At 69.7% G+C, this 11,803-nt stretch carries 11 protein-coding genes; 4 read left to right on the top strand and 7 right to left on the bottom strand.

Translation table 11 applies throughout. From position 1 onward, the window contains the following. Positions 1-92 precede the first annotated feature (92 nt). Positions 93-668, top strand: a complete 576-nt coding sequence (locus BLW76_RS06400; RefSeq protein ID WP_043787221.1) for a hypothetical protein — start codon at positions 93-95, stop codon at positions 666-668. 87 nt (positions 669-755) lie between these two features. On the opposite strand, the gene BLW76_RS06405 is transcribed toward BLW76_RS06400, so the two are convergent. From BLW76_RS06405 to BLW76_RS06420, 4 genes are read right to left on the bottom strand one after another with little or no spacing between them, the layout of a single operon-like run. Continuing rightward, positions 756-3,059, bottom strand: coding sequence for an oxidoreductase (locus BLW76_RS06405; RefSeq protein ID WP_091304923.1), 2,304 nt, complete (start codon positions 3,057-3,059; stop codon positions 756-758). 56 nt (positions 3,060-3,115) lie between these two features. Beyond that, entirely contained in the window at positions 3,116-3,889 is a 774-nt protein-coding gene (locus BLW76_RS06410; protein WP_091304924.1) for an amino acid ABC transporter ATP-binding protein, read from the bottom strand. Further along, a complete protein-coding gene (locus BLW76_RS06415; protein WP_091304925.1) occupies positions 3,886-4,818 on the bottom strand; it encodes an amino acid ABC transporter permease in 933 nt (310 codons plus the stop codon). Before BLW76_RS06415 ends, BLW76_RS06410 begins: the two co-directional genes overlap by 4 nt. 15 nt (positions 4,819-4,833) lie before the next feature. Next, the gene (locus BLW76_RS06420; RefSeq protein WP_208613229.1) at positions 4,834-5,772 is read right to left on the bottom strand and encodes an ABC transporter substrate-binding protein; all 939 of its coding nucleotides are present in this window, start codon (positions 5,770-5,772) and stop codon (positions 4,834-4,836) included. Between the two features lie 138 nt (positions 5,773-5,910). Here BLW76_RS06420 and BLW76_RS06425 point away from each other — a divergent pair, with 138 nt between their 5' ends. Genes BLW76_RS06425 through BLW76_RS06435 form a run of 3 tightly spaced genes read left to right on the top strand, consistent with a single transcriptional unit; the run spans position 5,911 to position 9,367 of the window. Continuing rightward, positions 5,911-7,569, top strand: a complete 1,659-nt coding sequence (locus BLW76_RS06425; protein ID WP_091304926.1) for a circularly permuted type 2 ATP-grasp protein — start codon at positions 5,911-5,913, stop codon at positions 7,567-7,569. An 11-nt stretch (positions 7,570-7,580) separates the two neighbouring features. Continuing rightward, entirely contained in the window at positions 7,581-8,528 is a 948-nt protein-coding gene (locus BLW76_RS06430; protein WP_091304927.1) for an alpha-E domain-containing protein, read from the top strand. Continuing rightward, the gene (locus BLW76_RS06435) at positions 8,525-9,367 is read left to right on the top strand and encodes a transglutaminase family protein (protein ID WP_091304928.1); all 843 of its coding nucleotides are present in this window, start codon (positions 8,525-8,527) and stop codon (positions 9,365-9,367) included. Before BLW76_RS06430 ends, BLW76_RS06435 begins: the two co-directional genes overlap by 4 nt. On the opposite strand, the gene BLW76_RS06440 is transcribed toward BLW76_RS06435, so the two are convergent. From BLW76_RS06440 to BLW76_RS06450, 3 genes are all read right to left on the bottom strand, one after another. Beyond that, the gene (locus BLW76_RS06440; RefSeq protein WP_143060543.1) at positions 9,364-9,663 is read right to left on the bottom strand and encodes a hypothetical protein; all 300 of its coding nucleotides are present in this window, start codon (positions 9,661-9,663) and stop codon (positions 9,364-9,366) included. The genes BLW76_RS06435 and BLW76_RS06440 overlap by 4 nt on opposite strands. A gap of 26 nt (positions 9,664-9,689) precedes the next feature. Continuing rightward, complete coding sequence (locus tag BLW76_RS06445) at positions 9,690-10,046, bottom strand: hypothetical protein (protein WP_091304930.1); 357 nt, start codon at positions 10,044-10,046, stop codon at positions 9,690-9,692. A 97-nt stretch (positions 10,047-10,143) separates the two neighbouring features. Continuing rightward, the gene (locus tag BLW76_RS06450) at positions 10,144-11,574 is read right to left on the bottom strand and encodes a M20/M25/M40 family metallo-hydrolase (protein WP_091304931.1); all 1,431 of its coding nucleotides are present in this window, start codon (positions 11,572-11,574) and stop codon (positions 10,144-10,146) included. Positions 11,575-11,803: the final 229 nt, after the last annotated feature.

An 11,803-nucleotide genomic window follows, 5' to 3' on the forward strand; every position in this document is an offset into this window, starting at 1 on the left:
CCGATGAGAGAACAAACTCACCCGGCCGTGGGTCCCCAGGTCGGCGCGAAAAAGGACGCGCGAGCGGGTGAGCCGCCGCTTAGGCTCGGGTCATGACCCCAGTCCAGCCGGCCGGCGCCCTCACTCCGGAGGAGGCGCGGCACCTGCAGGAGAACCTCCGGGAACCCGTGCGTCCCGGGCTGAGCGAAACCGAGCTCGACGACGTCGAGCGCCGGTTCGGCTTCCGCTTCGCCGCGGACCACCGGACGTTCCTGTCCGCCGGCGTCCCGATCGGCGACCGCTGGCCCGACTGGCGCTGCGGCAACGCCGAGCAACTGCGCAAACGTTTGGCATGGCCGGTCGACGGCGTGCTGTACGACGTCGAGCACAACGGCTTCTGGTTGCCGGACTGGGGCACGCGCCCGGTCGGCCCGGAGGACGCCGTCCGCGAGGCCCGCCGCCGGCTGGCCGACGTGCCGCAGCTGGTGCCGGTGTGCGGGCACCGGTACCTGCCCGGCCTGCCGGGCACGGTGGGCTACCCGGTGCTGTCGGTGTACCAGACGGACATCATCGTCTACGGCAGTGACCTGCGCGATTACCTGCACCGCGAGTTCGCGACGGGCGGCATCAGCACGGCCCCACCGGACGGCCCCCGCTACATACCGTTCTGGTCCCGCTTCATCGACTAGCCGCCGTTCCCACATGCGTCATGAACGAGTCGTTCATGACGTCTGAGGTCATGAACGACTCGTTCATGACGTCGGCGACCGCCCGGCTCAGTTGTCCCGGCGCAGCATGCGGCTCACACCCGCCGCCACGGTGGTCGCCAATATCCAGCCCGACGCCGTGAAGCCCGCCGCCACCCAGTTGTCCGGGCCGTGCATGTACCACCTCGACTTGTTGCCGAAGTCCACGATCGGGACCAGGAGATCCGCCGTGTAGATCACCGGGTTCCACTGCAGCCCTGTGTCCTGCTGGTTCACCACGCACCGGGGGCCGCTTGCCACGTAGCGGCCTGACTTGTCGTAAATACAGTCGTCCGTGCCCAGGCCGAACCACAGGCTGCCCAGGACCAGCAACGTCAGCAGCCAGCCCAGTGCGCGGACCGGGCGGTAGCCGTAGCCCACCATCGAACGCTGGAGCCAGCTCCACAGCCGCACGCCGGGGCCGAAGAACTTGAAGCCGCGCGCCAGTGCCTCGTACCTGAACTGCTGCTTGCGCAACGCCACCGTCGACGCGTGCTCTTCGTTACCCGCCGCGCGCAGCATCTGCGCCAGCTGGTCGTACGGCCCCGGGCGGTAGCCGCGCATCGCGTTGCGCAACAGCTCGATGCGCTCGTCCAACGCCTTGTCGTCGGCGAGGGGGATTCCCTTCTTCAACGCGTCGTAGCGGAAGTCCTCCAGCTCGATGCCCGCGGACGCCGCCCAGAACTGCTTGTTGTCGCTCAGCGTTCCGCAATGCGCCCGCCGCAGCACGATGCGGCCCGTTGGGGGGCTGCTCGGCGTGAAGATGAACTCGTCCGAGGCGACGTCACCCGCGTCGAGGGCGACGTCGAACGGCGGGAGCGAACCCAGCTGGGATCCGCGGAGGTCCACTCGGCGGGCGACCTGGGCGCCGTCGAGGTTGACGCCGCCTTCGGCCACGAACGGGCGGCCGTTGTTGTCGCGCAGCGTCAGGTCGCGGCCGACGCGGCCGGTGCGGACGTCGAGGGAATAACTGCTGGTCGCGCGGCGGCCCGGGTCCGTCAGCCGGGTGCCCGCGAGGTTGATCGAGCCGCCGACGTCCACGCCCTGCAGGCGCAGCGTGCCGTGGATCGTCGCGTCCGTCAGCTGGAAGTTGCCCGCGATCTTCGAGCGGCGGGCCGAAAACACGTCGCGGCCGGGGTGGCGGAACATCGAGTTCCAGGCCAGGAAGTTGCCGCCGACGGTGACATCGGCCAGGCGCAGCTGGCCCGTCGGCACGCGCAGGCTCGTCGCCTCGATGTCGCCGCCGATCTCGGTGCCGTCCAGGTGCAACGCGCGGTCGTAGTACGGCACGGTCTTGCCGCGCTCGACGCGGATCTCGGCGCCCGCCAGCCGCAGGGAGCCGCCGATGCGGGCGTTGACCATGCGCAACGTGCCCAGTGCCTGCAGGCCGTCCGACAGCTCGACGTTGCCGTCCACGCGCATCCGGTCGGCGACCAGCGCCGGCCGCGGGTCGATGTACGGGTCGTTGGACTTCCACGCGTCGACCGCGATCGGGCCGTGCTGGGACACCGTCAGCTTGGCCTCGCGCAGCGAGATGTCGCTGTCCACCGTCGCGCTCGGCAGGTACATGATCCCGGTCGCGGAGAAGCGTTTCCGCTGGCTGGCCGGCCCGTAGTTGTCGACCTCGCACAGCAGGCTGCCGCCGATGTGCAGACCGTTGCCGTTGAGCGCGAAGCCGTCCGGGTTGTTCAGCGTCGCGCCCGAAAAGTTGACGTTACCGCCGGTCCGCAGGCCGGGGAGCCGGACTTCGCCGTTCGCGACCATCCGGTACGCCAGCAGCGCGCCGGTCAGCACCAGCCGGTCGGCCTGGATCGCCTTGCCGTGCGGGTGCGAGATCACCGTGCGGGTGAGGACCATCGAGCCCTCGATCACCGCGTCGGTCAGGTTGACCGCGGCGTTCGGCATGCCGCGTTCGCGGTCGTCGCCGCGCTGGACGGTCGTCTCCTCGATCTCCCGCCGGTCGCCGTCGACCTGCACGACGCTGCGGATCAGCCGGACGTCGTTGCGGCTGCGCATGTTGCGGGCCTTGAGCCCGGGCAGCCAGCACTTCCGGAACACGAGCCCGAGCAGGTTCGCCTCGCGCACGTCCGGCGGCTGCTCGAACCGGCAGCGCTCGAACCGGAACAGGTACTTCAGGTCCGCGGCCCGCAGGTCGAGCGTCCCGGTGATGTAGGCGTCCTCGACGTAGACGATCGGGGCGTTCGTGGCCTGGCGCCGCCAGCGCAGCAGGCCCGCGTTGCCCGGTTTCAGCAGCTCGGAGGCCTTGACCTCGTACCGGCGGTCGGGGATGCCCGCGAACGGGTCGAGAGGAGGCAGTGCGCTTTCGGTCGTCAAAACGCCCCGCCCCCTCCCTCACCCGCCTTCAAAATAGCGAACCCGAACGGTTTTCGTCAGGCGTTCGGGTTCAGCACCCGGGCGAGGAACTCCTTGGTCCGGTCCTCGCGCGGGCTGCCGATGACCCGCTCGGGCGGCCCCTCTTCGACGACGACGCCGCCGTCCATGAAGAGCACCTTGTCCGCCACCTCGCGCGCGAACTGCATCTCGTGCGTGACGACGACCATGGTCATGCCGTCCTTGGCCAGCTGCTTCATCACGCCGAGGACGTCGCCGACGAGCTCCGGGTCCAGCGCGGACGTCGGCTCGTCGAACAGCATCAGCTTCGGCTGCATCGCCAGCGCCCGGGCGATCGCGACGCGCTGCTGCTGCCCGCCGGACAGCTGCGCCGGGTAGTTCTTCGCCTTGTCCGCGAGGCCGACGCGCTCCAGCAGCTCCAGCGCGCGCTGCCGGACCTGGGCCTTCGGCTCGCGCCGGACCTGGACCGGCGCCTCCATGACGTTCTCGAGCGCCGTCATGTGCGGGAAGAGGTTGAAGCGCTGGAACACCATGCCGATGTCCTTGCGCTGGAACGCCACCTCTTTCTCGCGCAGCTCGTGCAGCTTGTCGCCACGCTGCTTGTAGCCGACGAGGGTGCCGTCGACGTAGAGCCGGCCCGCGTCGATCTTCTCGAGGTGGTTGATGCAGCGCAGCAGCGTCGACTTGCCCGAGCCGGACGGCCCGATCAGGCAGAGCACCTCCCGCTCCTGCACCTCGAGGTTGATGCCCTTGAGGACGTCGACGCTGCCGAAGCTCTTCCAGATCCGCTGCGCGGACACCACGGGGGTCATGTGACGTTCCCTCCACCCCGGCTGAACATCCGCGACGCCCAGCCCTGCCGCTGGACCACGTCTCGCGAGGTCCCGCGCGCGAACCGCTTCTCGATCTGGATCTGGATCAGGGTCAGCACCGACGTCAGGAACAGGTACCAGAGCGCGGCGACGATGAGCAGCGGCACGGTCTTGTAGTTCTGCGAGTAGATGGTCTGCGCCGCGACCACCAGCTCGAAGTACCCGATGACCACGACCAGCGACGTGGTTTTCAGCATCGAGATGGTCTCGTTGCCGGTCGGCGGGATGATCACCCGCATCGCCTGCGGCAGGATGATCCGCCGCAGGGTCTTCGTCTGGCTCATGCCGAGGGCGCTCGCCGCCTCGCGCTGGCCTGAGTCGACCGACTGGATCCCGCTGCGCACGATCTCCGCCATGTAGGCGGCCTCGTTGAGCCCCAGGCCGAGCAGCGAGGCGGTGAACTGCGTGATCAGCTGGTTGGTGTCCCAGCTGACGAACTCGGGCCCGAACGGCACGCCGAGGCCGAGCCTCGGGTAGGCCAGCGCCAGGAAGTTCCAGAACAGCAGCTGCGTGATCAGCGGGGTACCGCGGAACAGCCAGATGTAGATCGACGCCGCGCCCTTCATGAGGGGGTTGGGCGACAGGCGCATCACGGCGAGCAGGATCCCGCCGACGATGCCGATCAGCATCGAGATCACCGTGAGGATCAGCGTGTTCTGCAGGCCGCGCAGGATCCGGGCGTCGAAGAGGTACTCCCCGACGACCGGCCACTGCAGGGCGCTGTTCGTGGCCACGCTGCGGATCATGATGAACGCGAGGAACAGGATGACGACCCCGGCCACCCAGCGCCCGTAGTGGCGCACCGGGACGGCCTTGATGGGCTCGGCTTCGATCGGCGCCTCGTCGGGAGGCGCTTCGTTGGAGCTCACGAACTACGTCCTATCTCAGGAGGCCGGGTTGATCTCCGACTTGGTGACCGCGCCGGCGGCGTTGAGACCCCACTTGTCCAGGATCTTCTTGTACGCACCGCTGTCGATCAGCTTCTGGATCGCGCCCTGGATGGCCTTGCCGTAGTCACCGCTGTTCTTCGGCAGCACGATGCCGTACGGCGCCGTGTCGTACGGCGCGCCGACCGACTCGAGCTGGCCGTTCGTCTGCTTGACCGCGTAGTCGATGACCGGGGAGTCGGCCAGCTCGCCCTGCACGCGCTTGGCGGTGAGGGCCAGGTTGACGTCGGTCTGGGCCTGCAGCTGCGTGACCTCGATGGCGGGCTTGCCCGCGCCGGTGCAGGCGGCGTTCTTCTTGTCGAGGTCCTCGACCTGGGTGGTGCCCTTCTGGACGGCGATCTTCTTGCCGCAGAGGTCGTCGAGCTTCAGGCCGTCCGGGTTGCCCTTCAGCACGGCCAGCGAGGTGCCCGCGCTGTAGTAGGAGATCATGTCGACCGACTGCAGCCGCTCGGCGTTGATGCTGAACGACGACATCGCCAGCTCGTACTTCTTGGCGCCGACGCCGGGGATGATCCCGTCGAACGAAGCGTTCTGGAAGTCCATCTGCACGCCGAGCACCTGGCCGATGGCGGTGCCGAGGTCGACGTCGAAGCCGGCCGGCTTGCCGTTGTCGACGAACTCGTTCGGCGGGTAGCTCTGGTCCTGGCCGACCACGATCTTGCCGTCGGACTTCACGTCGGCGGGCACCATGGCGGCCAGCGCGTCGTCCTTGGCGACCGCACCCACGTCACCCGATCCGGTGCCCGGGGCAGACGAGGAGCTGCTGGTGCCGACGTTGCCCGCACCGCTCCCTCCCGCGCCGCACGCCACGGTCAAGCCGACCAGGGCGAACGCAGGCAGCAGGGCGATCGCCTTGAGCTGGGTTCCTCGGGCCACGTCGTCACTCCTCGTAGTTCTCAGGTTCTGAGAGCACGCATATTGCCACTCATCCATACCAAAGCACAGCACCGTGAAGTTACGGCGATGTTTAGAGCGAAGCGCGAGTGTCGCGTCCCGGCCACGCCGTGCGTAAGGATGTCGACCATGAACGCCACCCCGCCGCGGCTGCCCCCGTCCGGTCGACGCGCGAGGAAGGCGGCGACCAGCCGGATCACCCGTCCGGGCGACCGGTTCGAGGGATACCTCTCGCCGGAGCGGCCGCACGCCGGCGCCTACGACGAGATGTTCGCCGCCGACGGCACGGTCCGCGGCCCGTACCGGGCCCTCTACGAGTCGATCGCGGCCCTCGACGCGCACGACCTGCAGTCCCGCTCCCAGGCCCTCGACCGGGCGATGGTCGACCAGGGCATCACGTTCTCGCTGTCCGGGCAGGAGCGGCCGTTCCCGCTGGACCTGGTGCCGCGGGTGATCCAGGCCGCCGAGTGGACGAAGCTCGAGCGCGGCGTCGCCCAGCGCGTCCGCGCGCTCGAGGCGTTCCTCGCCGACGTCTACGGCGACCGGCAGATCCTGCGCGACGGCGTGCTGCCGCGGCGGCTGATCACCTCGTGCGAGCACTTCCACCGCGAGGCCTTCGGCATCACCCCGCCGAACGGCGTGCGCATCCACGTGTCCGGCGTGGACCTGGTGCGTGACGAGGAGGGCACGTTCCGCGTGCTGGAGGACAACCTCCGCAACCCGTCCGGGGTGTCGTACGTGATGGAGAACCGGCGGACGATGGCCCGGGTCTTCCCGGACCTGTTCGCCCAGCACCGCGTGCGACCGGTCGGCGACTACGCGTCGCACCTGCTCCGGGCGCTGCGCGCGGCGGCCGCGGCGAACGTCGCCGACCCGACGGTCGTCGTGCTGACCCCCGGCGTGCACAACTCGGCGTACTTCGAGCACTCGCTGCTGGCTCGCCTGATGGGCGTCGAGCTCGTCGAAGGCCGCGACATGTTCTGCCGCGACAACGTCGTCTACCTGCGGACCACCGAGGGCGAGCGGCAGGTCGACGTCATCTACCGGCGGATCGACGACGAGTTCCTCGATCCGGTGCACTACCGGCCGGACTCGGTGCTCGGCATCGCCGGCGTCCAGAACGCGGCCCGCGCGGGCAACGTCGTCGTCGCGAACGCGATCGGCAACGGCGTCGGCGACGACAAGCTCGTCTACACCTACGTGCCGGAGATGGTGAAGTACTACCTGAACGAGAAGCCGCTGCTGCCCAACGTGGACACCTTCCGCTGCTGGCTGCCGGACGAGTTCGACCACGTCATGGCCCACCTCGACGAGCTGGTCGTCAAGCCGGTCGAGGGCTCGGGCGGGTACGGGATCGTGTTCGGCCCGGACGCGTCGAAGAAGGAGCTCGACACGCTGCGGCGGAAGGTCCGCGCGAACCGGCGCGGCTGGATCGCGCAGCCGGTGGTCCAGCTCTCGACGGTGCCGGCCAAGGTGGACGACCGGCTCGCGCCGCGGCACGTCGACCTGCGGCCCTTCGCCGTCAACGACGGCAAGGAGATCTTCGTCCTCCCCGGCGGCCTGACCCGGGTGGCGCTGCCGGAGGGCAGCCTGGTCGTCAACTCGTCGCAGGGCGGCGGCTCGAAGGACACCTGGGTGCTCGCGTCCCGGGCGTCGACGGCCGAGCGCGAGCTGGAGCAGCCCGCGCTCGGCGCGATGTCCACTGTGGACGGCCTGGCCGCCGAGCAGGGGCCCGAGCTGACGACGTCCCAGCAACAGCAGCAGCAACAGCAGAGCTAGGGAGGTTTCGCATGCTCGCCCGCAACGCGGAGTCGCTGTACTGGATCGGCCGGTACGTCGAACGCGCCGACGACACCTCCCGGATCCTCAACGTCTCGGTCCACCAGCTGCTCGAAGACGCGACCGTCGACCCGGACCACGCGAGCCGCCAGCTGCTGGCCGTCCTGGGCATCGACACCCCGGACGGCGAGCCCCTCGACGTCTGGAAGCTGACCGAGCTGGTGGCGTACGCGAAGGACAACCCGGCGTCGATCGTCGGCTCGATCAACTCGGCGCGCGAGAACACGCGCGGCGCCCGCGAGGTCGTCTCGACCGAGCTGTGGGAGTGCTTGAACGCGACGTGGAACGCGGTGCCGGACCGGCAGCGCTACGCCCGGCGCGCCGGCCCGCACGCGTTCCTGTCGTTCGTCGAGGAGCGCGCGGCGATGTTCGCCGGCCTCGCCGACTCGACGATGTCGCGCGACGACGGCTGGCTGTTCATGGTGCTGGGCCGTTCGATCGAACGCGCCGACATGGTGGTGCGGCTGCTGCTGTCCCGGGTCGCCGACCGCGCGTCTTCGCCGGGCTGGATCACGGTGCTGCGCTCGGCCGGCGCGCAGGACACCTACCTGCGCACCTACCGGGGCGCGCTGGACGCCGGCCGCGTCGTGCAGTTCCTGTTGCGGGACACGCTGTTCCCGCGCTCGGTGTTCCACGCGCTGCGGCAGGCCGAGGAGTGCCTGCAGCGGCTCGACCCGGGCGGCGGCTCGCGCAGCAACGAGAAGTCGGAGGCCCTGCGCCAGCTCGGCCGGGCCCGCAGCGAGCTGGAGTTCCTGCGGCCGTCGGACCTGCTGACCGACCTGCCGCGGCGGCTCGGCGGGTTGCAGACGACGATCAAGGAGATCGGGGAAGCGGTGTCGTTGCAGTACTTCAGCACGTCGCCGTGGGTGGCGTGGAGCGGTGCGGAGGTTTCGCTGTGACGTGGCAGCTGCGCGTGGCGCACCGGACCGGGTACCGGTACGCGACACCGGCGACGCAGTCGTACAACGAGGCGCGGCTGACCCCGCGCTCGGACCGCCGCCAGACGACGGTGGCGACCCGCATCGAGACGACGCCGGCGACCCGCGCCTACCGGTACACGGACTACTGGGGCACGGTCGTGACGTCGTTCGACCTCCACGCGCCGCACACGGAGTTCACGGTGCTGGCGACGTCGGTGGTCGAGACGGCGGACGAGGCCGAGCCGATCCGCACGGCGTCGTGGAAGGACCTGCGGTCCGAGACGGTGATCGACCACCGCACCGAGTACCTGAGCCCGACCGACTACACCCCGCGGGACGTGACGTTGGCGCGCGAAGCCCGCTCGCTGCGTCGCGGGCTGGACCCGGCGGAGGCGGTGCTGGCGGTGTGCGAGTGGGTGAACAAGCAGCTCAAGTACCAGCCGGGCACGACGGGCGTCCACTCGACGGCAACGGACGCGTGGCAGGCGCGCGAAGGCGTGTGCCAGGACTTCGCGCACGTGACGCTGGTGATGCTGCGGGCGATCGGCGTGCCGGCGCGGTACGTGTCGGGGTACCTGCACACCAAGCCGGACGCGAAGCTCGGCGAGGTGGTCGAGGGCGAGTCCCACGCCTGGGTCGACGTCTGGACCGGCGGCTGGTGGGCGTACGACCCGACGAACGCGATCCCGGTCGGCCCGCGGCACGTGTGGGTGGCGATGGGGCGGGACTACGCGGACGTGGCGCCGTTGAAGGGCATCTTCACCGGGGGTGGGCAGTCCACTTTGGACGTCTCGGTCCACCTGACCCGGCTGGCCTAGGCCGTTCGCTCGTCGAGCAGGCTCCGCAGGTGGTCGATGGTGGCGCGGACGTCGTTTTCCCACTTCCGCGCCTCCTCGTCCCCGCCCTTGGCGGCGTCGAGCTGGGCGAGCACCCAGGTCCGGATCAACGCGGTGGGTTGAACGCCGCGGCCCGCGGCGAGCTGCCGCAGCTCCTCGATCCGATCAACCGGGATGCGCACGCTGTAGACGGCAGTGGGGTTCTTGGCCGGCCGCTGGTGTCGCACCCAGTCGACCTCGGCATCGGCGTCCGGATCGGCCTCAGCCGCCTCTGCCACGCGTGCGAGAAGTTCTTCGTTCGTGATCACGAAACCTCCCAAAGTCCTTGGTAAGCCTGCCGGACCCGCTTGTCCGTGGGCCAAGCCGTCGCGATCTGCCACACACCGTCCGGCGGATGCCGGTCCGGCAGCAGGACCACCGTCAGCAAGCGCCCCATTCCGGCCGAATAGCCGACCACCCGGATCGACTCACCGGTTCTCGACGAGGGGTCGCGACCGACCAACCGGCGGGGATCCAGCGCCGCCTCGACCGCGTGCTCCGGTTCGATGTCCAGAGCACCTCGATAGCGCAGCGACCGGCGCAGATGTGTCGGATCCGGTACTCGCACCTCCTCGAAGAGTAGGAGCTCCAGAGGGATTCCGTCGTAAAACTCGCCACTCACTCCAGCAACGTATTACACCGTAATACGTCAACTCGATCGGGGCAACACCGAAGCCGGCGCGTCCCGAGGTCGGAACGCGCCGGCGTGAAAACCGGGGTCAGCCGCGGGCGTGGGCGTCCAGGATGTGCGCCACCGCCTCGGTGACCTGCTGCGCGTAGTCCAGGTGCAGCCACTCGTCCGGCACGTGGATGTTCGAGTCGGCCCCGCACGCGCCCGTGACCAGGAACTGCGCCTCCGGGAACTTCCGGGAGAGCAGGCCCATGAACGGGATCGAGCCGCCCATGCCGGTTGCGCGGTGGGGGCGGCCGAAGACCTCGTCGCTGACCGTGCGCAGGGCCGTTGTCAGCCACGGCGACTCCGTCGGCGCGTTCCAGCCGTCCTCTGCCTGCGGGTTGTCGCCGAACGTGACCTTCGCGCCGTACGGGACGTCCGTGGTCAGGGTGCGCTTCACCGCTTCGAGCGCCTTCTCGGCGTCGGCCGTCGGGGGAAGGCGGAAGCTCAGCGTCAGCGTTGTGCTCTCGCGCAGGACGTTGCCGGCGTCGGCGGGCTTCGGGAAGCCGTCGGCGCCGATGACCGACAGTGTCGGGCGCCACGCGTTGTTGAGCATCAGCTCCAGCGCGTCTTCGGTGATCACGCGGCCGCCTTCGACCAGCGGGAACGCCTTCGACAGGGCCTCCGGGAAGTCCTGCGAGACGGCCTTGAGCTCGGCCAGCCGGTCGGCCGGGACCTCGACCTTGAGCTCGTCGAGCAGCAGCTCGCCGGTCGCGCTGTCCTCGAGGCGCTCGATCAGGTGACGCAGGATGCGGAACGAGCTCGCGACGACGCCGCTCGCCACGCCGGAGTGCTGCGCCGAGCCCAGCAGCTGCACCTTGACGTCGAGGTGCAGCATCCCGCGCAGGCTCGTGACCAGCCACAACCGCTCGTAGTCGCTGCCGCCGGCGTCGAGGCAGACCACCAGGGAGACGTCGCCGATGCGGTCGGCCAGGTGCTCGACGTAGGCGGGCAGGTCGGGGCTGCCGGACTCCTCGCCGGTCTCCAGCAGCAGCACGATGCGGGCGTGCTCGCCGCCGGCCGCGTGGACCGCCTCGATCGCCGTGGTCGCCGCGTAGCCGGAGTAGCCGTCGTCGACCGAGCCGCGGCCGTACAGGCGGCCGTCGCGGATCACCGGGGTCCACGGGCCGAGGCCCTCGGACCAGCCGCCGACCGGGGGCTGCTTGTCGAGGTGGCCGTACATCAGGACGGTGCCCTCGGCCGCCGCGCCCGGGGTCGCCGGGACGTCGACGAGCAGGACGGGGGTCCGGTCTTCGAGCTGCACGACCTCGATGGTGGCGCCGGGCAGGTCGCGCCCGGCGATCCACGCGCGGACGTGCTCGACAGCGGCGGCGAGGTGGCCGCTCTTCGCCCACTCGGCGTCGAAGGCCGGGGACAGGGCGGGGATCGCCACCAGCCCGGACAGGCTCGGGATGACGTCGCCGGTCCACGACGTCACGACGGATTCACGAACGGATTTCTGCTCCACCCGGCCCATCGTGCCACGGGGGTCCGACAGTGCGGCACGTCACAACGTCGCGACCAACGCGCGTGATCACGTGATCACCCGAAGGCGCCACGCCTGGTGAGCGCGCGCGTCGATTCCCTACTCTCGTAGGTCCGATGCTCGGGCTTCCTAACGTTTTCCCTGTTCAGGGCCCCTTTCTCAGCAACAAATCAGTATCCGTGACTCACCAAAGCGCGGACCTTCGTGCCAGGATGTCCGC

This window comes from Amycolatopsis tolypomycina (genome assembly GCF_900105945.1).
Taxonomy (GTDB): Bacteria; Actinomycetota; Actinomycetes; order Mycobacteriales; family Pseudonocardiaceae; genus Amycolatopsis; species Amycolatopsis tolypomycina.

Excerpts from the sequence above, each read along its gene's own strand:
- BLW76_RS06410 (WP_091304924.1), bottom strand. The coding sequence starts at position 3,889 with ATGACCCCCGTGGTGTCCGCGCAGCGGATCTGGAAGAGCTTCGGCAGC.
- BLW76_RS06425 (WP_091304926.1), top strand. The coding sequence starts at position 5,911 with ATGTCGACCATGAACGCCACCCCGCCGCGGCTGCCCCCGTCCGGTCGA.
- BLW76_RS06450 (WP_091304931.1), bottom strand. The coding sequence starts at position 11,574 with ATGGGCCGGGTGGAGCAGAAATCCGTTCGTGAATCCGTCGTGACGTCG.
- BLW76_RS06430 (WP_091304927.1), top strand. The coding sequence starts at position 7,581 with ATGCTCGCCCGCAACGCGGAGTCGCTGTACTGGATCGGCCGGTACGTC.
- BLW76_RS06400 (WP_043787221.1), top strand. The coding sequence starts at position 93 with ATGACCCCAGTCCAGCCGGCCGGCGCCCTCACTCCGGAGGAGGCGCGG.